The organism is Bythopirellula goksoeyrii (genome assembly GCF_008065115.1).
GTDB lineage: Bacteria > Planctomycetota > Planctomycetia > Pirellulales > Lacipirellulaceae > Bythopirellula > Bythopirellula goksoeyrii.
In genome coordinates this window covers 4,561,051-4,584,361 of sequence record NZ_CP042913.1, presented here as the reverse complement: position 1 = coordinate 4,584,361, position 23,311 = coordinate 4,561,051, and the positions used below count along the sequence as shown (strand labels likewise).

Here is a 23,311-nt window from a genome sequence, read left to right as displayed (position 1 = left end):
CATGAGAGCGAGGCGGACACATCACCCGCGAATACGGTCCCCCTGCTGACCGTCCTTGGGGACCTCAGTTCGTCAGATACAACCTTGCCCCGATGCATACGTTGGTTGGAACCTTCAGGCACACGGGCAGAACAGAAGGAGCTTTAAGGTGAAATTAAGAACTTGGACAGCAAGTATCGCTGCTCTCGTGTTTTCTGCGGCGCCAGTGTTCGCCGTTGAAGGCAACGTGCAGTGGACAAATGATGGCATGTTGCAACCAGCCAGTTGCGATACAGGTTGCTGCGATCCCTGTGATTGCGGCGAAGCATGCCACTGTGGAAGTGGCGTTGGTGGTGGTGGCCTCCTGAGCGGCATTGGTAACGGCTGCGTAGAAGGCTTCTCGTTGGCTGGCGCGCTGGGGATTTCCGCAAGCTCCCCATGGGAAGTCGGCGGCTGGACACAATTCGGCTACCATGATCTCTTTACACCGCTATCTTCTGCGGCGACTGGCCGCGGAACAGGGTTGGCATTTAATGACGTGCCTCAGAACCTTAATCTGCAACAGCAGTGGTTCTATCTTGGTCGTCAAGCGGATGGCTCGAACGGTTTGGATCTTGGTTTCCGAGTGGATGGCCTCTATGGTACGGATGCCCAAAAGACCCAAGCATTCGGAAATCCAGGTGGACAGTGGGATAACGCTTGGGACCATGGGGTCTATGGGTTCGCACTTCCTCAGGCATATGCTGAAGTTGCTGTGAATGATCTATCAGTCAAGATTGGTCACTTCTTCACCATCGTCGGATATGAAGTTGTGGCTGCTACCGGTAATTTCTTTTACAGCCATGCTTATACGATGTTCAATAGTGAACCGTTTACGCATACCGGTGTTCTGACCACATACACAGGTTTTGAAGGTTTGACACTGTACAATGGTTGGACACTTGGATGGGATACTGGTTTCACCAATGCCAACGGTGGTAGCAACTACCTTGGTGGTTTCGGTGTGGACCTGATGGACTCGGTCAATCTGACCTACGTCAACACGTATGGCAACTTCGGCCTCAAGGATGGGGGTGGTGACGACAGCTATTCTCATAGCATTGTCATCAACACGACCTTGACCGACAAGTTTAGCTATATATTCCAGACTGACTATCTCGATACAGCAGATGTCAATGATGCTGGTCAAGCCCCGATCAACAACATCGGTATTAACCAGTACTTACTCTACCAGTGGAGTGATGCAATTGGATTGGGAACTCGTATTGAGTGGTGGAAAGGTGCTGCACCAGACGTCACTCCACCGAGTCCGTTCAATACCCATTCCTCTCGCTATGAGATCACTGGTGGTGTGAACATCAAGCTGCTTGACAACCTAGTCATGCGTCCTGAAGTAAGAAAAGATTGGTGTCCTGCTGAAGATTTCGACCAGGACATGACCGCTTGCGACTTCATCTTGACCTACTAAGTTGAAGTCAAGAGATTATTGATCCCCCTCGCCGAGGGTCGTCTCCGGACGGCTCTCGGTTTTTTCATGCGCTTTTGTGATTCCCTTCACGACAGGAGACAAGCTGTTCAGATAAGGCACAATTGGTAACATAGGTGAGCTACTCCAACCAAATTAGTCTTTCTATTGAGAGGCTATGATATCTAACGATTATTACTCTTGTTAGTAAGAAATGGCTAGTATGTGATATAGGTGTTGTAACACGCCTAATTCATTTTCTAGATAGGTAAGTTGGAGTAGGAAATGAAGCCGCGTGTTTTATGGTTGCAGGTAATTGCCACTTTGTGCTTCGGGCAACCGACCCAAAGCGAGACGCTTGGAGAGCTATGGGAATTGCCTGCCCCTGAGAATTCCGTTAGCCTTATCGACGTTGCCTATGAGTCGACAGATACTTCCGCCACGTCTATCACGAATGAGGATGTAGAGTTTGTCAACTACGACGAAATCTACACGAAATCTGATGTGGGCCATACGTGGAGCGAGAAAAGTTACTTTCCGTTTGGCGATCTTCACAGGACGTGCCCAAAAGCTGGCCCCTGCGGGAATTCTACCTATCTAGAATATGGTTTGGTCGCAAGAGGGCTCTACTCCAATGATCAGAGAATCCAATGGTCAGGTGTAGAAACAACCTTTGTCGGGGAAGGCGCTGCCTATGTAAACTATCATGTCGACTCTGGCAATTGGGAGACCTCGGTTGAATGCGAAGTGTATCTCAATCAACCGACGGACAGAAATATCTTCTTAAATACCCCCGAACGTGAATCGTATGCTGCCAATTATGATTTCCGGCCCTTCGAATTGTCGCGACTTAACGTTGCAGTTCGAAATGGTGACTGGGAAGTTCGTGCGGGGAGGATGTGGACCCCGTTCGGGAGGTACTATTCGCAGCTTTGGACCAATCAACTAATCGATGCACCTTTCATCCGAACCGAAGCAATTCTTTGGCGTGAAACGGGGCTACTTCTACGGTGGGATCCTGGGATCTGGGTAATCGATGCTGGGCTGTTCAACGGCCATCATGGTCGAGACGCCAATTCCACGAAAGGTCTGGTTGCTCGCATCGGAGCGGAAGAGGAGAACTGGGCACTCGGCAGTTCAGTAAAGGTCCAGGACGGCTTTGGTTCGGAAAACCAAAAAACCTACAACAATCATGTTGGTCTTGATGCTATGGTAAGGCAAGGACGTTGGCGTCTGTTCTCAGAAGTTCTTTGGGACGAATATGGTTTGCGTCGCGATGATTTCGATCCCTTGGACATCTTTTGGGAGAAGAGCATTTACTTTCGTGACATAAATAAAGCAGATGGAGTACCCATTCAAGGGACCGGATACTATGTCGCGCTGGACTACTCAGGGCCCCTCTGGACACTCTCGCTTTCTTTCGGTCAATACTTCCCAGAAGATATCGGAAATGTGAAGCACGATCGCACTCAGAATCGAGGAGTTGTGAAACTCGCTCGTTCGTTCGGTGAAAACTTACAAGCCTACTCGGTTTTCATGAAAGAGAATGACGGCTATTTGGCTCAGCAGGATCGACCAAGAATTGGCACGGTGCTTATCTCTGGATTGCAATTCAATTTCTAAGCAGAGATGGTTTTATCTCAGTGAGCCGGGTCGTCCCCGACCCCGTCCAACAATAGAGTGTAAGATCCCCCTCGCCGAGGGTCGTTTCCGGACGGCCTTCGGTTTTTTTGCTTCTCCACTAGCAAGAAAAAAATGCTGTCCCCACTTAGCAAGATCACTAGATGTCAAGCGAACAATAGTGTGTTATAGCAACTCGTCTGACTTCAAGGACCTTCGATGTTTCTTACCAGCAAGCGATTCTGGAAACGTGTCGGCTACGGCTTTCTCATCCTGATAGGCGTCTTCATTTTAGCCTATGCCGCATTGAGTTTGTGGGCGAATCGTTTGTCAGCCCGACTTGAGGCACTCCGTGCTGAGGGTGAACCTACCTCCATTGCTGAGTTGGCGCCCGCACCAGTCCCCGGCGAGGAGAACGGGGCGGCTTATCTGAAAGAAATCGCTCTGGAAATCGAGGCCTTCGCTAAGGATGAATCTAAGTTTTACGAATCGCCCTTGGGGAAAATGTACGAGAAGAGTGAAGACAAGGGCGAGAAGCCCTCTCCGGAAGTCGTTGCAGAAATCCTCAAGATTCTTGATAAACATTCGGCAATCGAACTCATCCTTCGCCAAGCGATCGAGTGTCCAAATTACGCTTCTCGACTGGACTACTCACAGGACTTTCAACCTTTCTTAGCAATGCTACTGAATTCGGCACAGAATCTACGATCCGCTGTCCGTATGCTTGATTGGAAGTCGAGAGTATTGTTGGTAGAAGGGAACATCCCAGAAGCAGTGGAAACAGGATTGCTCGTATTTCAACTTTCCCAACTCCAAGAACAGGAGCCGGCTCTGGTCAACGGTTTGGTAGCCGTAGCATTGCGGGGAATGGGCACGCAAATAATCAATCGCGCATTGCGCGCAGGGCCTTTGGATCTCGACCTGCGCAAGTCGTTGGATGCAGAGCTGGCAACACATGACCAACTCGACTGGTTTATCCGTAACTTGAAAACAGAGCGCGCAGTTAACTTGAGCGCTGCTGTTGATCTATTTCCCAGTTTTCCGATGACTTGGCAAGGGACAATGCTACAAGGGGATATGATCTATTTCTACGAGAACCTTTTGCCCTTTGTTTCTGAGCCATATTACGTTTCTGCCAAGAAACTCTCAAACCTGCAACGAGATTCATATAGCACACCAATCAGCAATTCACTCATCGGCTTGCTCTTTCCAGCATTAGAATCAGCGCAAATAGCAGCCAATCGCGACTTGGCCCTCATTCGCTCCCTGCGCGTTCTCAATGCTCTCCAGGCATATCAAGCGGTCCATTCAAAGGAGGCAACCACGATTCCCGACCTTGATTTACCCGAATCGGCCACCATCGACCCGTTCGATGGCAAACCGCTAAAGCTCAAGTGGACTGATGAGGGGTGGATCGTTTACTCCGTCTTCAAAAATGGTGTGGATGATGGTGGCCTGTTCGACAAGCAACAAGACATTGGGCTGAGACCAAATGGATTGCTTCCATGACGGGCGAGCGGAGTAGCGTAAGCTCCATGCGTTCTCTGCCGTACGATAATCACAACTATACCGGATGCTTACGTAACCGGCTCGCCTTATCCCAAGATGACAGGTTTTTCTGCTTGACGTTTGTGCAACTCACTCGCAACTCTGTGCCGAGTCCACCACCATACTTTCGTACCTGATAGGTCCAACGTCACCAAGTTCGGCAAGCGGTCGACAATCGCTACGACCGCCTTGGTGACAGTGGCGCCAGAGAGGTCCAAATACTGTAGTTGCTGAAATGCCTCGCAGCGAATAATTGCCTTGTCAGAGACCTGACAGCCCGGCAGTTCTAATCGTGTGAGCTTGTCCAATGCACCTACCTGCTTGAGCATCGTGGATAGCATCGTCTCAGCCTGGCTTGAGTTCTCCAATCGAATTGAGGTGATCGACTCGGTCAAGTCAGCAAAATCACCAAAGGAGCGCTGGAGCCATTCGACTGCATTCGTCTCGACGTGGGCACCGAATGCTGTCAGCTCGTCGGTCAACTCGCGTGACTGGAGATAGCCATCCATTTGCCGAGCGATCCACCCGCGAGAGTTGCGCTTGAACTCCAGATACTGCGTGGCCTGTTCAAAAGCCTGATGCAGTGCATCAAACTCGTGGGGATCGCCTCCTCGATCGGGATGTAGACTCTTGGCCTTTTGAAAGTAGGCCTGTTTAACATCCTCCTCGGCGTAAGGAGGACCTACCCCTAGTACGACCATGAAATCTGGACGGCCATCGGCATCGCGGTGAACTTGAGGGGAAGGCATGCAATTCATTATAAAAGGCGAGCCGTGTAGCGTAAGCTCCCTGCATTCTCTGCCGCATTTCAATCTCAAATATGCCAAAGACATACGCAATCGGCTCGCCTTCAATACTCGGGGGTAAAGACTCCCCGGCTCACCTGCCCCGGTTGCAAACTCGCGTAACGCACCCGATAATGCGGGATTGTACCTAGAAATGGAGTTTCGCCATGCAGGAAAAGCTTCCCGCTGCTACCGCTTTGACTTTTGATGATGTATTGCTCGAACCTCGCTACAGCGAATTCGTGCCCTCGGATGTCGATGTTCGAACCGCACTCACCGAACGCATCGAGATGCGGTTGCCGATACTCAGTTCTCCCATGGATACGGTTACCGAGCATAAGATGGCGATCGCTCTAGCTCAGGAGGGCGGTCTCGGTGTCATCCACAAGAACATGTCCGTCGAGCGGCAGACAGAAGAGGTGGACAAAGTCAAACGGAGCGCCAACGGTATCATCGTGGATCCCGTCACGCTGCCTCCTGACGCTAGCGTTGCTGTCGCTCGGCAAACGATGGACGAGTCGAATGTGTCCGGCATCCCCATCACGAACGATGGCCGACTCGTGGGAATTCTTACCCGCCGCGATCTGCGGTTTCTCGAAGATAACAGTCTCCCCATCGCGGAAGTGATGACCAGTGAACCCTTGGTGACAGCAACGGGGACTGTAACGCTTGGGGAAGCTGAGAAGATTTTGATGGCAAAAAAGGTCGAGAAACTTTTGCTAGTTGACGAAGAATACAAACTGACGGGCCTGATCACGATCAAAGACATCGACATGATGCGGCGGTTTCCTCAGGCCTGCAAAGATGCCCAAGGGCGTTTGCGGGTGGGTGCGGCGATTGGCGTGTTCGATTTCGAACGGGCCGCGAGCCTCATCGACAAGGACGTCGACTTTTTAGTCGTCGATAGCGCACACGGGCACTCGTCGAACGTCATTGAAACAGTCAAACAGATCAAATCAAAGTGGGACATCGAGATCGTTGCCGGCAATGTGGCAACGGCCGAGGGTTGCCGCGACCTGATTGCAGCGGGAGCCGATGCCGTTAAGGTCGGAATCGGTCCTGGATCAATTTGCACAACGCGAGTGATCTCAGGAATCGGTGTTCCGCAAGTTACAGCAGTTTACAATGTTGCTCAGGCGGCGATTGGCTCGAAGGTTCGAGTCATTGCCGACGGTGGCATTCGTTTTTCAGGAGATATAACAAAAGCCCTCGCGGCAGGTGCCCACGTCGTGATGTTGGGTGGCTTGCTGGCGGGGTTGGATGAGAGTCCTGGCGAACGCGTGCTTTACAAGGGTCGTACTTTTAAGGCCTACCGAGGCATGGGTTCGCTCGGGGCTATGGTCCATGGTTCGAGTGAACGCTATCGCCAGTCGGAAAGCGGTGGCAATGGCAAGTTGGTCCCCGAAGGAGTCGAGGGCCGCGTGCCATACAAAGGTCCGCTGAGTCCCTACCTGTATCAACTTGTGGGGGGGTTGCGGGCAGGAATGGGTTACTGTGGTACGAAAACTATCGAAGAGCTGCGCACGCACGCCCGATTCATTCAGGTTTCGCCGGCGAGTGTGCGGGAGAATCATCCCCATGACATTGCGATCACGCAGGAAGCGCCTAACTACACCGCTGAGTTTACCGCGGTGGAAGAGCATTGATCTGGCTCAACTACTGGCAGCCAGTGTAGCGGTTGGTTTCTTTTTCCTTTCTCTTTTCTCTCCAGTCTTTGCAGGCGACCTCGGTTGGGGGCGTCCAGGCCAGGAGAGTTCGGCAGGGTTTTCTGACTCTGGTAATCCCCTGAGAACAGCGCAAGCCGAAGGGCTTGATCAAAGCGAAAGCAACCTAATTGCCGCTGCATGGGAAGAGGATGACGCGTTAGCTGCTGAGTTGGAAGAACCCATCTTCGATGAAACTCCGCCGCTAATATCAACACAGTCAGATATTGGCGAAGACAAAAGCGAGAATCCTTTGCACACGGTCGATCCGTTCGAAGCTGACGACCGCATTGCGCAGCTTGTCAAGGATCCTTTTGACGAACCGCTCGAAGGTCCCATTCCACCGTTGGATACAGACCTCGACGAAATCGAAGAAGCGCTGGATCGGGAGCGAGCACGCCGTGAGAAAGCGGAAAAAGAATCTGAAGCGGCTCTCGAATCTGATGTAGAAAAAGAAACTGTGAATATGGAAGAAACATTGGATGACGACGATTTCGACAAGAATAGTACACTAGAACAAGAAGAATCAATACAAATCCGCAGAAATGGAGCACCGAAAAGCGAATTCAATTTCGACTTGAAAGTGCCAAATGCAGAATCGAATTCGCAGCGTCCAAGCCAATTCCGTGACAGACGACTCGAAACAGACCGCTCTGCTGAGGACCAGAAAAACTGTGAAGAAGAGTTGGCCGCCGCCAAGGCTGACAAGGTGAGCAGCGTCGACCTGAACATCCGCGTGGAGGGGATTGCCGGCGAGGATTATCCTTACGAATGTGCCTTTGGCAACGAGCCTATGCAGCCGCGTTCCTGGTCTGAGATAACGTACAACTGGAAAGCCTCTGCCCTGTGCCACAAGCCTCTGTACTTCGAGCAAGATCAGCTTGAGCGTTACGGCCATTCCTGGGGACCATATGTGCAACCGATCATGTCTGGAGTGCATTTCTTCACCAGTGTGCCGATCCTGCCATACAAGATGGGGATCGAATCTCCTAACGAGTGCATCTACGCCCTGGGGCATTACCGCCCGGGTGATTGTGCACCGTATATGATCGAGCCCGTTCCATTTACTTGTCGAGCAGCGTTCTATCAAGCTGGGTTTGTAACCGGGGCCGCGTTTGCTATTCCGTAAAGGCATAGGGACAAGTCGCATTATTGGACTCTTGTTGATATACTATCTCCCATGGAGTCCCTTACCCGACAGCAAGCTCGTGACTTCGACATTCGAGCAACCGAAGAACTCGGTATCCCCAGTATTGTGCTGATGGAAAATGCCGGCCGCGGTGTGGTCGATGTGCTTCGGAGCCGCGAGGCAACGCCCCACACGGTCTTCATACTTTGCGGCAAAGGCAACAATGGCGGCGACGGTTTTGTCATCGCTCGGCACTTGGCGATTCGTGGTGTGAATGCGAAAGTGGCGTTACTCACTCCTCCTAGCGAACTCCAAGGCGATGCACAGACTAACTACCGAATCCTCGTTCAATCTCATCTGCCGCTGGTTGATTTATCGCAGGTTGACTCTCTCGATGAAGCCCTGAACAGGGAAGCAATGGGGACAGATTGGCTTATTGATGCGATGTTAGGAACTGGCGCCCATGGCGAACCACGCGAACCCTACCGCACGGCCATCAAGTGGATGAATCGGCAACAGGCTCAGCGACTGGCGGTGGATGTCCCCAGTGGGCTTGACTGCGATTCGGGGGAGGTAGCGGCTGTTACGGTGCGAGCTGAAGTGACTTGCACGTTTGTCGCTCCGAAAGTTGGGTTTGCCAACCCTACGGCGCGGAAATTTCTAGGCGAGGTGCATGTCGTGAGTATTGGAGTTTCTCCAAAGTCAGAAGGAAGTTAGGCGCGGACGAACGTGGCTTAATCGGAATTTTGTAGATTCTATGAATGACAATTCTTTCTCGCTGGATACATTGGATCGCATCGTTGCTGAGACGTTCATTGGTCAGATTGACTACAACCAAGAACTTTCCTCGACCAATAATCGTGGACTCGAGTTAGCCCGAGAACAAAGCGAGATTCCCATTGCCACGCTAGTACTTACCGAGAGACAGACGGCGGGACGAGGTCGCGGAAAGAATCGTTGGTGGTCGGGGGAAGGGGGGCTGGCATTCTCGGTCCTGGTTAATTGCGGGGCGTTGAAACTGCCTACCAGTTGTTGGCCCAAGATCTCTTTGACGACAGGGCTGGCGGTTTGCGATGCCATAGAGAAGACGATCGAAGTCGGCGACGCGAAGTTGAAATGGCCAAACGACGTCTATCTTAGCGGGTGCAAAGCTTGTGGTATCTTAGTCGAAGCGCCCGATAGTCGTCGCGCACGAGTTGTCATTGGAATTGGTATTAACGTGAACAATACTACGGCACTTGCTCCATTGGAATTGCGAGGACACGCGATATCGCTTAGCGATATTGCCCAGCAAAAAATTGAACCGACAGAGGTGCTTATTCAAGTTTTGCAGCAACTTGCAGAGCGACTGACTAGTCTTGCCAGGGGTACTCAGGATTTGCGGCGAGATTGGCACACGAGGTGTCTGCTCACTGGGCAATTAGTCGAGATCGATTTGGATACTCGACATCTAATCGGAGTTTGCCATGGTATCGATGATAACGGTGCATTGGTTCTGGAGACGGAGTTCGGGATTGAACGTTGCCTATCGGGAACGGTTTCGGATTTTACGTCCTGACTCTGACTATAGTATTCCAAGCGGTTCGTGTTGTGCGCTTTCGCAAGAGAATCGTGCGCGATTTGATGAGCGAGACATCAGAGTGTGATTCGTATTTCCCATGCTCCCCTCAGATACTGAGCAGGGAATTAATCTGCAAACTCTTTAATCTAATTTGTCCAATAGACTTCTCGTCTATCTACGCAAGCATTACACTCATGTCACAGGATTTGAGGCAGCTTCTCGCAAAGGGGCAGATGGCTGTTTTGTATCCTTTTAGATTTCACTTGAGCTTTTGACGCAGCAAATAGGTTAACTATGGTGTCTGACTCGCAACGCCGCTTGATTATATTAACTGAAGGACATACTGAACCCGTCACGGGAAAAACAGCTACCTGCGTGGTCCGCTATCGACCGGAGCAGGTGGTGGCTCTTTTGGATTCAACGCAAGCAGGCAAAACGGCACAAGAGTTGTTGAACGTCGGAGGAGACATCCCGATTGTGGGGAGCTTGGAAGATGCTCCGCAGGCGAATGTGTTGATGTTGGGGATTGCTCCTTCCGGCGGGAAAATCCCTGCACCGTGGCGCTCCATTATTTTGGCTGCGATTCGACGTGGGATGGATGTGATCTCGGGGCTGCATGAGTTTCTTTGCAGCGATGCTGAGTTTGTTAGTGCCGCGGCAGAGAAGGGAGTACAGCTCATCGATGTTCGCAAGAACAACGAGCGCGACGTGGCAAATCGAATAGACATTCGCGAGGATTGCTTGCGAGTTCATACGGTGGGACAGGATTGCAGTGTTGGCAAGATGCTCGTGTCACTGGAACTTTCCAATGCCATGAAGGCCCGTGGAATTCAGTCTAAGTTTATTGCCACGGGTCAGACAGGTATCCTAGTCGAAGGAGACGGCTGTCCGATTGATTGTGTTGTTGCTGATTTTCTCAGCGGGGCGGTTGAAAAAATGATTCTTGCCCATCAGCACAACGATGTGCTATTTATCGAAGGACAGGGAAGTATCTCTCATCCAAGGTACTCTGCTGTTACGTTGGGCTTATTGCATGGCTGCTTGCCACAGGCAATGATCCTTTGCTATGAGGTAGGTCGCAAGCATGTCTATGGTATGGAGGGTTTTCCGCTCAAGCCTCTTGATCAGCTGCTTAGAGTATATGAAACCATGGCGAATCTCGCAGTGCCATCCCGTGTGATTGGAGTGGCTATGAACTCTCGTAAAGTGTCAGCTGAGGAAACTGAAAAGGAGAGGGAACGCGTCCGCCAGGAATTGGGTCTGCCAGTATGCGATGTCATTCGTCATGGCCCCGATGAGTTGCTCGAGCCGATTCAAGCGATGCTGGGAGAGAAGTAGAGACTTGCGAGTTATTGCCAACCTTAATACCGGAATAGAATCGTGATATTGCTAACGCATGAGTTCGAATTACCGCTGCGGCACACGTTTACGATTTCACGTGAATCGACCAGCGTGCAGCCTACTCTCATAGTAGAACTCACTGATGGGAAACATCGTGGCTTCGGTGAAGCGACAACCAATAGCTACTACGGGATGACGCTTGAGGCGATGAAGGATGCGCTCGAGCAAGTAAGATCTTCGGTGGAAGAGTTTTCACCGCTCGATCCGGCCTCGCTATGGCAGACTGTTGCCCCTCAATTACAAGATTGTCCCTTTGCACTTTGTGCTCTGGATCAAGCGGCCTACGATCTCTGGGGCAAACAACAGGGCAAGCCCGTGTATGAATTATGGGGACTCGACGCTTCCATCATGCCCTACTCGAACTTCACGATCGGTATCGACGAGATCGACGTGATGCTTGCCAAGCTGAACGAGATGCCGGGTTGGCCAATTTACAAGATCAAACTTGGGACCTCGCACGATCTGGAGATCGTCCGCGAACTGCGGCAGTCAACTGACGCGGTGTTTCGCGTTGATGCAAATTGTGGCTGGACTGCCGATGAGACGATTCGCAATTCGCACGAATTGCGTGAGCTCAATGTAGAATTCATCGAGCAGCCGCTTCCTGCTAACGATTGGGAAGGTTACCAAATGGTGTTCCAAGAATCGGCACTTCCGATCATTGCCGATGAAAGTTGTATCACCGAAGCGGATGTTGCCCGCTGCCATGGACATTTTCATGGGGTCAACATCAAGCTAGTGAAGTGTGGCGGACTGACTCCTGCACGGCGTATGATTGCTGAGGCCCGTAAGTTGGGATTGAAGGCGATGGTTGGCTGTATGACGGAATCGAGTGTAGGGATATCCGCAATCGCGCAATTGTTGCCACTGCTGGATTATGTTGATATGGATGGAGCTGCGTTGTTGGCTCAAGACATTGCCACCGGGGTCGTTGTGGACAAGGGCAAGTGTACGTTTCCCGACGTTCCCGGAAATGGCGTGCGGCTATTGTCAGTCACTTGATACTCAAGAAGCTATTTGGAGTCGTTTCAATGTGTTCTGCCGATTCAATTCATAGATATAGGTTCTCGTGCGCAGCGTGCATTCATCTATTACTGGTCGGATTGATTTTCTCAGGGACGACTCATACGGTCGCCGAGGATCTGTCGAGTCGAATTCAGCCGTTGATCGATGCTTTCGACGGAGAAGTCGGCGTAATGGTCAAGCAGCTTGAGACGGGTGAGACCTTTGAATACAGTTCCACTGTGCCGATGCCGACGGCCAGTTTGATCAAGCTGCCGATAATGATTGCTACTTACAAGGCAATCGACAGCGGCAAATTGGATTTGGCCCAGAAGATTACTCTCAAAGCTGAGGACAAGGTGCCCGGCTCGGGAATCTTAGCGGAGCATTTTTCTGACGGTACTTCGCTTCCGCTCAAGGATGCGATCCATCTAATGATCGTTTATTCGGACAACACGGCCACCAACTTGGTAATCGATCAGGTAGGGCTGCCAAGGACGACCGAAGTGATGAAAGAACTCGGTTGCGATGAAACCGTTCTAAACTCGAAGGTTTTCCGACGCGATACGTCGATTTTACCTGAACGAAGCAAGAAATATGGCTTAGGGAGCACAACTGCCAAGGAGATGGTTTCTCTACTCGAAAAGCTGCAAGCAGGGCAACTATTGAGCAAACAAGCCAGCAAGCAAATGCTTGCCCATCTGCGTGCCTGTAACGACAAGACGAAGTTCTCTCGTTTGCTTCCTCCTGAAATAGTTGTGGCACACAAGACGGGATCAGTTTCTGACTCCCGAACGGATGCCGGAATTATCGAAAGTCCTGGCGGGCCGATCGCTCTTTGCGTACTTACTACCAACATCGCCGACCGCAGTTGGAACGACGACAATGCCGCCGAACTGCTTTGCTCGAATATAGCAAAGGCAGCGTATGACTATTTCAATTCGGACAGCACAGGAGAACCAAAGGGCCCTAAGTCGCTTAAATCTGGCGACTCTGGCCTGTTGGTGGAAGCTCTGCAACGCACCCTGAACGCCCGACTGAAATCCAAGCGCGAGATCGGGGTTGATGGGGACTTTGGTTCCGAAACTGAAAGTGCGGTTAAGGAATTTCAGCGTCAGGAAAAGTTGGAAGAGACTGGCAAAGTTGGATCAGAGACATGGGCTTCCTTGGGGCCGTTGGTCGAAGATAAGCCTGCTCCGGATCCGGCTGAATTTAACTCGGTTGTGATTGAAAAAGAGCCTGTTGAAGATTTATCTGAACCTCCTGTGACAACTTGCAAAGCGTGGGTGATTGGGGATAGCAAATCGGGCAACACCTTGTGGGGATTTCACGAGGACGATATACGTGACATTGCCAGTACCACGAAGATGATGACTGCTTATCTGGTGCTGAATTATGCCGAAGAACATCCTGAGGTGATGGATGAAATCGTCGAATTCTCTGAGCGAGCTGACAATACCGGAGGGTCCACTGCAGGAGTTCGTGTGGGAGAGAAGATCGCCGTTCGTGAATTGCTCTATGGGTTGATGTTGCCCTCGGGCAATGACGCCTCGGTCGCGCTGGCTGAACACTTTGGGACTCGCCTGGTAGAACTGGACCAGCAAGACAATCAGGATGCCTACGACAATTTTATCGATGCGATGAACAAGATGGCCAAGAAGTTGAATATGACTAACTCCAGCTTTAAGAATCCGAATGGGTTACCCGAAGATGGCCATCAATCCACTGCCAGCGATCTCTTGAAGTTGGCCTACCAAGCAATGCAAATACCTACTTTCCGCGACTATGTCGCAACGGCTCAACATGGTTGCACGGTCACGGGCCCAGGGGGGTACACGAGAAACCTGGCCTGGAAGAACACAAATCGACTATTGCGGAGGGAGGGCTACGACGGGATAAAGACCGGCACGACAAACGCCGCGGGAGCGTGTCTCGTTTCTCTGGGAACTCGGGACGGTGATTCATTGATCGTCGTGATATTGGGCGCAACTTCGTCGGACGGCCGCTACGTCGATGCCCGAAATCTCTATCGCTGGGCCTGGCAGCAACTTGACTCGGATTCAGGCGAGGGGAATTAAAACTACTACTGTGATCACCCACCATTCCTTCCTAGCCGCCGGCGGAAGCCCGCGGTTGTTACCATTGGCTAAAACTGCCAATGACTTTCAAAACCAATTCTCATTCGCATGACAACGCATCCCTATGGCTGGTTGAGCATCTTGCCTCCGTTGGTGGCAATTGTGCTCGCTATTACTACGCGGCGTGCGACCTTGTCGCTCGTCGTGGGGTTGTTCTGCGGTGTGTTGGTCACAAAAGGAGGGCATCTTGGGTTGGCTGTGCATGACTTATTTGAAGTGCATCTCTGGCCCACGTTCATCGACCCGGGCAAGCTCCGCGTGTTTTCATTCACCCTCATGATGGGGGCCATGATTGGCGTGATCTGTTACTGCGGCGGGATGAAGGGACTGATCGGGCTCATTTCGCCATTCGCCAAGACCCGACGTGGGGGGCAGTTGGTTACGTGGCTGTTGGGACTTTTGATCTTCTTCGATGACTATGCCAACTCCATTCTGCTGGGCAATACGCTAAGACCACTCTGCGATCGGTTGAAGATTTCTCGCGAGAAGCTGGCGTACCTGGTCGATTCAACCGCTGCACCAGTGGCAGGTATTTCTCTCTTGTCGACTTGGGTCGCTGTTGAAATCGATTATGTTCGCGAGGGAATCGAGGCGCTCGGCACCTCCACAGAATTGACTGCCATCGACTTGTTTTTGGGAAGCATTCCCTATCGATTCTACGTGCTAATCTCATTGGTATTAGTTCCGTTGGTTGCATTGACTGGTCGCGACTTTGGTCCGATGCTTAAGGCCGAGCGACGCCGTTTGCGCAGCACGCTCGATGAGGAAGCAAAGCTTCATCCCTTTGATGAACTCAACGAACACGACCGCGAGGGTATCTCTGCCCGGTGGTACAACGCAGTACTCCCTATCGTTTCCACCTTGCTGGTTGTAATGGGCTTGCTCTATAGCACCGGCTTGCAATCGCTCGACCTTGCGCCCGGTGATCCGACTCCGAAGTTGCGAGATATCCTTGGAGCGGCGGATTCCAGTTTGGCTTTGCAATATGGTGCTTTGGTGGGGCTGGTGCTGGCGGTCGTGCTGGCTCTGGTACAGCGGCTGGCCACTGAGAAAGAAATCATGCGTGCGATGGGGCAGGGGGCCAAAGTCGTCTTGCCGGCCATCGCTATACTGTGGTGTGCATCGTCCCTGTCGCGTATGACGGGGAGCCGCGCGGTCGATGGGACCATGAGTACCACTCCCTATGAATTCAAAAGTCATCGGCTCTACACGGGCGAATTCTTGACTCAGTTCTTGGTAGCTGAAGAGGACGACACGGGGCCATCCGCCTCGAGTGATAAGCTGACCACCTTCACCCGCCTTATGCCAACGACAGTCTTCATCTTGGCTGCGATACTTTCTTTCGCAACGGGAACCAGCTTTGGCACGATGGGAATCTTGCTACCGATTGTCGTTTCACTCACGCATTCGCTCTTAGGCGGTGATAGTGGTGAGCTTCCGGTGGGCAATGCGATCTTGCTGGCCTCGGTTGGTGGAGTGCTGGCGGGTGCCGTGTTTGGCGATCACTGTTCGCCGATCTCGGATACCACGATTCTTTCTTCACAAGCTAGTGGCTGTGATCATATGGCGCATGTAATAACTCAACTCCCGTACGCGTTGCTGGTGGGAACGATTACCATCCTATTCGGTACACTTCCTTTGGGCTGGGGGTTCTCGGTGTGGTTGCTGTTGCCTTTGCAAATAGTCGCCCTTTGTGTGGCGATGGCATTTTTTGGGCGAGATTCCGAAACTTCCTAGCATTATCCCGCGGAAAGACCTATGAACTTAGCTCCAATTTCCAGGCTAATCTTATTATTGGTCGTGATTGTTTCGCATCTAATTGCATTCGACTCCAATGCTAGTCGTGCTGAGGAGGTTGATATGAAACAAGATCGGTCTCCAGTGGTACTCACAGAACGTGCGCGCAAGCTCAATTCTCAGGCAATTGTTGTGGATGGTCACAACGATCTCCCTTGGGAATTGCGGGCGCAAGGTTCGCTCTCGTTTACACGGTTGGATATTTCTAAACATCAGAAAACTTTGCAGACGGATATTCCTCGGCTACGCGAGGGAGGGCTTGATGTGCAATTCTGGTCGGTCTATGTACCTGCCAGTACCGCTTATGATGGAACAGCTCTGACGGCGACGCTCGAGCAGATCGAGATGGTCCATGCGATGGTCGATCGCTATCCGGAGACTTTTGAGCAAGCGCTCGATGTGGCGGACATTCGCCGTATTTGTGCGGAGGGAAAAATTGCGTCGCTGATCGGTGTCGAAGGGGGGCATTCGATTGAGAATTCTCTCAATGTACTGCGACAATTGTATCGGCTCGGCGCCCGCTACATGACTCTGACGCACTCGGATACGCTCGACTGGGCAGATTCGGCAACCGATGAAGCGCGCCATGGAGGGCTGACACCTTTTGGCGAAGAAGTCATTGCAGAGATGAATCGGCTAGGAATGTTGGTCGACCTATCTCATGTATCCCCCGATACGATGAAGGATGCCTTGCGGATTACGAAAGCCCCTGTCATTTTTTCCCACTCGTCGGCCCGTGCAGTGGCCGATTGCCCTCGCAATGTACCTGACGATGTGTTAAAGCTGGTCACCAAGAACGGCGGTGTGGTGATGGTGAACTTTTTCTCCAGTTTTGTTGTCCCCGCGGCCGCGGAGCGTTTCACTAGACGACTCGCGCATGAGCGCGAAATTAAGAAGACCTTGGACGACGATACCAAGGTTCGCAGCGAGATGCGTAAATGGGATGCGAATGATCCCTCTCCGGGTCGAGGTACGATCCACGACCTCATCGATCACATCGATCACATTGCCGAGGTAGCGGGTATCGACCATGTTGGCCTCGGTAGCGATTACGATGGGGTGACTTCGCTCCCTACTCAATTGGATGACGTCTCCAGCTATCCCTATATTACCCAAGCGTTGTTGGACCGGGGTTATAGCGAAGCCGATATCAAGAAGATCTTGGGTGAGAACCTGCTGCGAGTGATGGAAGCAACGGAACACGTCGCGAAGCAGTTGGCCGCGGAAAAGAAATAAACTCGCCGTAGTACGGACACTCTGGCCCGTCTCCTATTCCACGGCCAGGATTGGCCGTTCTAGGGGAGCTTTCTTCTTGGCCTTTCTGTGCGCAAAGCTACTCATCTTTGCTCGATCCTACGCATGCATCGGAGGAATTTTGGCCCGTCCATTTTGTCGAAAACTTTCTCTACAAAACAAAACCCCCTCTCATTTCGCCGTTCAATCTCGCTGTAACTTGTGTGTTAGCAAGGGCTTGCGGGAATTCCGTTGCCTCGGGAGCGGAGGGGTTTTGAAAACAAAACTCCGTCTCAGCGAGACAAAACTACCGGGTGCTTCAAGTCATCGACAGTCCGATCTACCGACGGATCTCTAGCGTCTTCGGTTAGCAAGCTAAAGCCTGAACTCCAACAAACTCACCGGAACTCAGCCGGGGATCTGCTCAAGCTGAGCAAAACAGTTCGGTTTTCAAAGATCGTCACATTACAAACGTATGCAACGACGAGTCTAGCAAATCTGGTGGCCAATAACTTGTGTAAAGTTGCTGGAGAGGGGTAAAAAGAGAATCGTGGCATGCTGCCCAATAAATGTGTGCATAGATCAATCGGTTATCAAAAAATCAGATTGGTTCTGTAATCGAGTAGAATGAGGCGGAGAAACGAGCAAATCTCAATTATGATCTCTTATTGAAAGTAACGGCTCATGTTCCTTACCACTGCAATGCGGGCAATCAAGCGATCCCTTCCCTCTGCAGACATCACATTTTTCAAACGTCCTCTTCCAGTCCAAAATTGGTTTTCCTGTTGCTGGAAATCTTCCGACGACGACCTGTTCTCTATGAGCAACCTGTCCACCGTTGCACCCTCTACCTCTGCAAGGTAGTTCTCCAATTCCATTGCAGATAGCACACCAAGGGTCTTCAAATGCATTCCAACCTTGCTTTGATGTGACACCACGAATCTTGCTAATTCTCTCAGACCAACTAAGCCGAGGTGCGCGACAAACAAGAGCAATTTGAAAAACACTCGAATCGAGATTGGCCTCCTGAATGTCCACGATACCATTGGGGTCGCCCTGTTCTAGAGCAGCATATTCCCTACTAGTGGTTGACAGAAAGGAACGAATATTTCCTGAACTAATTCCACATCGTCTCCCTCCTGCAATTTGTGCTAAGTCTGATTCGCCCACATCGATTCCTATAATTCTGCCCTGATCATTCAGTAGTGGAGCACCTACGCAGCCACGATTGAGAGGTGAATCATAGACTAATCGCGTTACGTATCCTTGATCGTGAGCCGCTCTGGAATTATTGATATCCATAACTACACCATTAAAGATCTGGGCTTCACTCCCTAGTAAGCCTGGCTCTGGGTACCCAATAATCCGAAAAGGATCTGCCCTTCGTATTTCATTCTTTTCTAGAGATAATGGGCGAGCATTAAGCCCATTGAAACGAATCAATGCCAAGTCATAGTCGTTGGAAACTGCAACGATCCGCCCGGGAAGGTCCTTTCGAACATTTCCTTCATCTGAGACCCACAGTCCATATGCGTCTTTGATGTAATCCTTGGACGTCAGCAGATAATCTTGATCAACTGCTACTGCCGAAGCCCACCCGGCGATGCGGAATTCATTTTCTTCAGCTAACTTTACAAATTCCATTCGATCCTGATCTATATTCTCGTTGTCAGGTAATTCGATCTCTTCGAGAGCAGAGAATTTTGGAGTATCTATAAAAGGAATGAATAGCCAACCCACGCCGGCTGCGAAGGCATTAGATTGGTTGGCTACAGTAACAGCAGCGTATTGTTCAGAAATCCTGCGAGCTGTATTTGAGGAAACTCCCCAGTTTGTTAGCAGCCCAGCAAGCCTGGCGTAATATCCCAGATTTTGGACTAATTCTGGAGTCATGGGTTCCATTTCTATCGCTAGATCCCAATCTCTCATCGCCTGACTGTGTTTTCCCATTCTGGCATAACAAATGGCTCGATTGTTAAGGGCAGCGATTAGATTGGCCCTCTGAATGCCAGATGTGTTGTCTTGGTAGCTTTCTAGGCGTTTAACACACTTATTAAAACATTCTCTCGCACTCTTTGAGTCTTTCCCAATTAATGCGTGCAATATACCAAGGTAGAAGTCTCCTCGAATACTCTCTGGATTTTTCTTGCTGGCTTCTTCAAATCGCTCGCGCGCCATGGTCTCATTGCCAATTTCGATCAACCGGTGAGCTTCTTGAATAAGTCGATCTTCGTCTTCGATGTTTTCTCGAATTGTTTCGATTGGTACCCAACGATTCCCCCAACGCCAAAGTTCTTCGTTCGCTCGTTGTCGCCACACGTCAATACGCGATTCGGCGTGAGCTTTCTCATGTTCATCTAACTGTGGTAGGTTTACGAAGACCTCATACAATTCCAGGGCATCAACGGCCTTTCTTTTCTCCTTAGCAATTGATTCGAGTTCGTCCGCTCCACCAATGAGCATTGGTTTACGATCAAGGTCCTTTTCATCTCTTCTGTTGACAAGAGAGTCCACCAGTATCTGAGAAGCCTTATTGAATTTTTCGTAAGGAACTTTGATTTCTTTTGCGGAGTTGTCTCGGAGAACAACAGTTCCATTTTCAAAGGAAACAAATTCTGCCTCAACAGTGTGATTGCCCGATGAGTCTGTCCATTGCTCTGCCCTTGAGAGAAGAACAGGACAACTGACGAAAATGGAAAAACAAGTTAGAGAAGAGAAAAGAATGCGAGCAACTATTGGCTCGTAAGAGAAGGGGAATCGTTCAGGCATCGTAACTCCAAGGAGAGTACTCAAACAATACTTATTGACGAAGCGACGAACTGTTCCTTTTAGCAATATAGCTATTCGATTATCCTTTCGCAATCATTATATAGGGTATTTATTTTGTGTGTATTGACCGATCATTAATCTGTCTTCGCTTTCTCGTAGGACGGCCACTCTTGGCCGTCGTTGATGGGACAAAGAATAATGGCCTTTGATTGACGGGCAGGAGTGCCCGTCCTACGGGTGGAAGAGAGATTTTTTCACAGGCGAGAGTGGCCGTACTAGGATAGAATGGCCACATGGTCGATAATTCTTCTTTTCATCTTCCCCCACCGTCTGGGTTTCGGGGATTGCATCCTGATCTACCGATTCAACGGTACGAGCGACACCTTCCCCATTGGCGGCAAGCGGGTGCTACATACTTCGTAACTTTTCGACTGGCCGATTCGTTGCCTCAGTCGAACCTGCATTTGCTCAAACAACTCCGCTCCGATTGGGAGCGAACACATCCACCGCCTCGGAGCGAAAAAGATTGGACCGAGTATGCGCGAGAGGTGACTACCTCAGTAGAACATTGGCTCGATGAAGGGTATGGCGTATGTCACTTCCGCAATAAGCGTTGGTGTGAAGAGTTGCGATCTCGACTCCATCACTTCCAAGACCAGCGCTATCAACTCTCGTGCTGGGCGATTCTACCGAACCATTGCCACGCGATCCTACGACCTTTCGAGGGATACTCACTCGAAGACCTCGTGGGTTCGCTCAAGGGGGTGGCGGCCCGGAATATCAATTCCGTCTTGGGATTGAGCGGACAACTTTGGCAGGAAGAGAGTTTCGATCGTATCCTTCGCGACGAAGAACATTTGTGGCGTGTCGTCCAGTACATCGGTGCCAATCCACGAAAAGCAGGGTTGGAAAATGAAAATGCCTGGCGTCGTTGGATCCATCCGGATTGGGAAGCAGCCGGCTGGGGATTTCAAGACTCGTAGGATGGGCACTCCTGCCCGTCGCTGGTGGGATACAAAGACTGATGGTATTGATTGACGGGAAGACGGGCAGGAGTACCCGTCCTACGAGGGAAATAGTCCGACGGGCAGGAGTGCCCATCCTACGGAGGGAGTGATTTTAGCGGGTAACAGACCCGGCCTTTCCTGGTACGCGAGGGTCGTGTACGCCTATTAGTTTTCCGTTTGCGTCCAGGGCCACGGCTTGGGTTACGCCGCTCGAGCTTGTGCCTTCTATCTGGTGGCCGTGCTTCTTGAGGCCTTCGATGATCTCTTTGGGGAGCGAGTTTTCGGCGAGCACGCTATCCGGATACCACTGGTGGTGAATTCGGGGGGCCGCTACAGCGTCGGCCAAGTCTTCGTTCAGATCGAGTTTGCGAATGATCGTCTGCAGGACTTGGGTGATGATTTTAGGGCCACCGGCTGCACCAACGGTGAGAACTGGTTCGCCGTCGGAATCGAGTACGATCGTGGGGCTCATACTGGACAAGGGGCGTTTGCCTGGGGCGATCGAGTTGTTCTCGGCTCCGATCAGGCCGAACGCGTTGGGTACGCCCGGTTGGCTGGAGAAATCGTCCATTTCATTGTTCAGCACGATTCCGGTACCCGGGACGATTACTTTGGAACCGAAGGTCGTGTTGACTGTTGCGGTTATTGCAACCCAATAACCTAATGAATCCGCGGAGGCGATGTGAGTCGTATGTTTGCCAAAAAGGTTTTCTGACGCGCGGGGAGGATCGCCATGGAGCGGGACGGGGGTGGCTTTATTCGGATCGATTCGTTCGGCAAGGGTCTTGGCATAATCCTTATCGATCAATCCACGAGGCACGTCGACGAAATCGGCGTCACCCAGCCAGTAAGCGCGGTCGACGAAGGCGAGTTTCATTGCTTCAACAATGAGGTGCGAGGCACGGACGGGATCGTTCTTAAACTCTTGGGCGAGGTTGAAGTTCTCTAGGATGTTAAGCATCTGGGCCACATGCACTCCGCCGGAACTTGGCGGGGGGAATCCGACGATCTGCCAATCGCGATAGGTGGTAACCAAAGGTTCGCGCTGCTTCGATTCGTAGTCAGCAAAATCGGCCGCGGTCAGGATGCCACCGTTGTCGGCCATCCACTGTCCCACCTGTTTGGCAAACTCGCCTCGATAAAACCAATCCATGCCATGCTCAGCGATCTGGCGATAGGAATTCGCCAGGTCAGGCTGGCGAAGGATTTCACCCTCGGCATAGGGGGTTTCATCTGGCTTGAGTAGTGAGCATTTGCTGCCATTGACACGTGCCAAAGTTGCTGCGGTGGCCGCTAATTTGCGCGTGTAGACTCGATCGAGAGCAAAACCTTCAGCGGCGATTTCTGCCGCGGGCAGCAGGAGTTGGGGAAGGGAAAGTTGGCCGCATTTTTCCGTCGCCAGGGAGTATGCCGCCAGAGCGCCGGGCACGCCCACGGCTAAAGGTCCCGTGGTACTCAGCTCGGGTTGTGCCACACCATCGCGGACATACATGTCGCGGGTTGCCGCCGCGGGTGCTTTCTCGCGACCGTCGATGGCGACGAGCGAACCATCGGGCTTACGAATGAGGATAAAGCATCCGCCGCCTAAACCTGAATTGTGGTTGTCCACCACTCCCAAGGTCAGAGCGGTCGCGATAGCGGCATCGACGGCATTGCCACCCTCGGCAAATGCGTTCAGTCCAGCTTGGGTGGCGAGGGGATTGACCGAAGCCACCACACATTCTTCGGCCTTAGCAGCAGAAGCATGCATTGAACTGAATAGGACTGTTAGCGACAACAGGCCCAAGAGTTGTAACCCAAGTTTCATAATAAATACCCGCTTTCACGTGATAATTGGCTGTCAAATGGAGGGTTCTTGTCAGAACTCAGTATGCCATGTGGGCCAGACTTCTTATAGGCCCGAATAAGAGACACGTGATCCGGCATGGCCACACCTTAAGGCTAATTATTGCCGGAACTCGCGTTGCTCGTTCCAGCCTACAGATTGGGAAGTTCCAGTACTCTATCCGATATTTTGCGCACCGAATTGTATGCCTTGCGCAGACTTTGCCAATTCTTGCCAAACGCTGTTTCTTGGCGAAGCATCGAGTATAATAAGAGCTAGTAATAACGGAACATGGCACTCGCGATCCTTCCACTACGGTTCGCATTCTTAATCATAAATACCCTGATGG

16 protein-coding genes are annotated in these 23,311 nt (G+C 51.4%); 13 read left to right on the top strand and 3 right to left on the bottom strand.

Annotation, left to right across the window (positions count from 1 at the left end; translation table 11 throughout):
- Window positions 1-148 precede the first annotated feature (148 nt).
- From Pr1d_RS18030 to Pr1d_RS18020, 3 genes are all read left to right on the top strand, one after another.
- A complete protein-coding gene (locus Pr1d_RS18030) occupies window positions 149-1,447 on the top strand; it encodes an outer membrane beta-barrel protein (protein ID WP_148074831.1) in 1,299 nt (432 codons plus the stop codon).
- 282 nt (window positions 1,448-1,729) lie between these two features.
- Window positions 1,730-3,067, top strand: a complete 1,338-nt coding sequence (locus Pr1d_RS18025; RefSeq protein WP_148074830.1) for a hypothetical protein — start codon at window positions 1,730-1,732, stop codon at window positions 3,065-3,067.
- Window positions 3,068-3,283: 216 nt separating this feature from the next.
- Window positions 3,284-4,573, top strand: a complete 1,290-nt coding sequence (locus Pr1d_RS18020; protein ID WP_148074829.1) for a hypothetical protein — start codon at window positions 3,284-3,286, stop codon at window positions 4,571-4,573.
- 86 nt (window positions 4,574-4,659) lie between these two features.
- On the opposite strand, the gene Pr1d_RS18015 is transcribed toward Pr1d_RS18020, so the two are convergent.
- Window positions 4,660-5,361 (bottom strand): J domain-containing protein, encoded by a 702-nt coding sequence (locus tag Pr1d_RS18015; protein WP_148074828.1) that lies wholly within the window; start codon window positions 5,359-5,361, stop codon window positions 4,660-4,662.
- Between the two features lie 203 nt (window positions 5,362-5,564).
- On the opposite strand from Pr1d_RS18015, the gene guaB reads away from it, so the two are divergent.
- From guaB to Pr1d_RS17970, 9 genes are all read left to right on the top strand, one after another.
- Complete coding sequence (gene guaB, locus Pr1d_RS18010; protein ID WP_148074827.1) at window positions 5,565-7,043, top strand: IMP dehydrogenase; 1,479 nt, start codon at window positions 5,565-5,567, stop codon at window positions 7,041-7,043.
- Entirely contained in the window at window positions 6,976-8,229 is a 1,254-nt protein-coding gene (locus Pr1d_RS18005; RefSeq protein ID WP_148074826.1) for a hypothetical protein, read from the top strand. The genes guaB and Pr1d_RS18005 overlap by 68 nt, the downstream gene beginning before the upstream one ends.
- A gap of 51 nt (window positions 8,230-8,280) precedes the next feature.
- Complete coding sequence (locus tag Pr1d_RS18000; protein ID WP_148074825.1) at window positions 8,281-8,946, top strand: NAD(P)H-hydrate epimerase; 666 nt, start codon at window positions 8,281-8,283, stop codon at window positions 8,944-8,946.
- Window positions 8,947-8,986: 40 nt separating this feature from the next.
- Window positions 8,987-9,787 carry a biotin--[acetyl-CoA-carboxylase] ligase gene (locus Pr1d_RS17995; protein ID WP_148074824.1) on the top strand — a complete coding sequence of 267 codons (801 nt, stop codon included), beginning with the start codon at window positions 8,987-8,989 and terminating at the stop codon, window positions 9,785-9,787.
- 297 nt (window positions 9,788-10,084) lie between these two features.
- On the top strand, window positions 10,085-11,128 hold the full coding sequence (locus Pr1d_RS17990; protein ID WP_148074823.1) for a DUF1611 domain-containing protein: 1,044 nt from the start codon (window positions 10,085-10,087) through the stop codon (window positions 11,126-11,128).
- 42 nt (window positions 11,129-11,170) lie between these two features.
- Window positions 11,171-12,193 carry a dipeptide epimerase gene (locus Pr1d_RS17985; protein ID WP_148074822.1) on the top strand — a complete coding sequence of 341 codons (1,023 nt, stop codon included), beginning with the start codon at window positions 11,171-11,173 and terminating at the stop codon, window positions 12,191-12,193.
- Window positions 12,194-12,222: 29 nt separating this feature from the next.
- Window positions 12,223-14,271: a serine hydrolase gene (locus Pr1d_RS17980; protein WP_148074821.1), complete on the top strand. Its 2,049-nt coding sequence runs from the start codon at window positions 12,223-12,225 to the stop codon at window positions 14,269-14,271.
- Between the two features lie 108 nt (window positions 14,272-14,379).
- A complete protein-coding gene (locus Pr1d_RS26120) occupies window positions 14,380-16,068 on the top strand; it encodes a Na+/H+ antiporter NhaC family protein (protein ID WP_148074820.1) in 1,689 nt (562 codons plus the stop codon).
- Window positions 16,069-16,191: 123 nt separating this feature from the next.
- Window positions 16,192-17,364, top strand: a complete 1,173-nt coding sequence (locus Pr1d_RS17970; RefSeq protein ID WP_148074819.1) for a dipeptidase — start codon at window positions 16,192-16,194, stop codon at window positions 17,362-17,364.
- Between the two features lie 648 nt (window positions 17,365-18,012).
- On the opposite strand, the gene Pr1d_RS17965 is transcribed toward Pr1d_RS17970, so the two are convergent.
- Entirely contained in the window at window positions 18,013-20,130 is a 2,118-nt protein-coding gene (locus Pr1d_RS17965) for a trypsin-like peptidase domain-containing protein (protein WP_148074818.1), read from the bottom strand.
- A 293-nt stretch (window positions 20,131-20,423) separates the two neighbouring features.
- Here Pr1d_RS17965 and Pr1d_RS17960 point away from each other — a divergent pair, with 293 nt between their 5' ends.
- Complete coding sequence (locus Pr1d_RS17960; protein WP_148074817.1) at window positions 20,424-21,113, top strand: transposase; 690 nt, start codon at window positions 20,424-20,426, stop codon at window positions 21,111-21,113.
- 136 nt (window positions 21,114-21,249) lie between these two features.
- On the opposite strand, the gene ggt is transcribed toward Pr1d_RS17960, so the two are convergent.
- Window positions 21,250-22,944: a gamma-glutamyltransferase gene (gene ggt / locus Pr1d_RS17955; RefSeq protein ID WP_148074816.1), complete on the bottom strand. Its 1,695-nt coding sequence runs from the start codon at window positions 22,942-22,944 to the stop codon at window positions 21,250-21,252.
- Window positions 22,945-23,311 lie beyond the last annotated feature (367 nt).

Coding starts and splice junctions, on each gene's coding strand:
- Pr1d_RS18000 (WP_148074825.1), top strand. CDS start 8,281: ATGGAGTCCCTTACCCGACAGCAAGCTCGTGACTTCGACATTCGAGCA.
- Pr1d_RS17965 (WP_148074818.1), bottom strand. CDS start 20,130: ATGCCTGAACGATTCCCCTTCTCTTACGAGCCAATAGTTGCTCGCATT.
- Pr1d_RS26120 (WP_148074820.1), top strand. CDS start 14,380: ATGACAACGCATCCCTATGGCTGGTTGAGCATCTTGCCTCCGTTGGTG.
- Pr1d_RS17960 (WP_148074817.1), top strand. CDS start 20,424: ATGGTCGATAATTCTTCTTTTCATCTTCCCCCACCGTCTGGGTTTCGG.
- Pr1d_RS17990 (WP_148074823.1), top strand. CDS start 10,085: ATGGTGTCTGACTCGCAACGCCGCTTGATTATATTAACTGAAGGACAT.
- guaB (WP_148074827.1), top strand. CDS start 5,565: ATGCAGGAAAAGCTTCCCGCTGCTACCGCTTTGACTTTTGATGATGTA.
- Pr1d_RS18005 (WP_148074826.1), top strand. CDS start 6,976: ATGACATTGCGATCACGCAGGAAGCGCCTAACTACACCGCTGAGTTTA.
- Pr1d_RS17970 (WP_148074819.1), top strand. CDS start 16,192: ATGAAACAAGATCGGTCTCCAGTGGTACTCACAGAACGTGCGCGCAAG.
- Pr1d_RS17995 (WP_148074824.1), top strand. CDS start 8,987: ATGAATGACAATTCTTTCTCGCTGGATACATTGGATCGCATCGTTGCT.
- Pr1d_RS18020 (WP_148074829.1), top strand. CDS start 3,284: ATGTTTCTTACCAGCAAGCGATTCTGGAAACGTGTCGGCTACGGCTTT.
- Pr1d_RS18015 (WP_148074828.1), bottom strand. CDS start 5,361: ATGCCTTCCCCTCAAGTTCACCGCGATGCCGATGGCCGTCCAGATTTC.
- Pr1d_RS18025 (WP_148074830.1), top strand. CDS start 1,730: ATGAAGCCGCGTGTTTTATGGTTGCAGGTAATTGCCACTTTGTGCTTC.
- Pr1d_RS17980 (WP_148074821.1), top strand. CDS start 12,223: ATGTGTTCTGCCGATTCAATTCATAGATATAGGTTCTCGTGCGCAGCG.
- ggt (WP_148074816.1), bottom strand. CDS start 22,944: ATGAAACTTGGGTTACAACTCTTGGGCCTGTTGTCGCTAACAGTCCTA.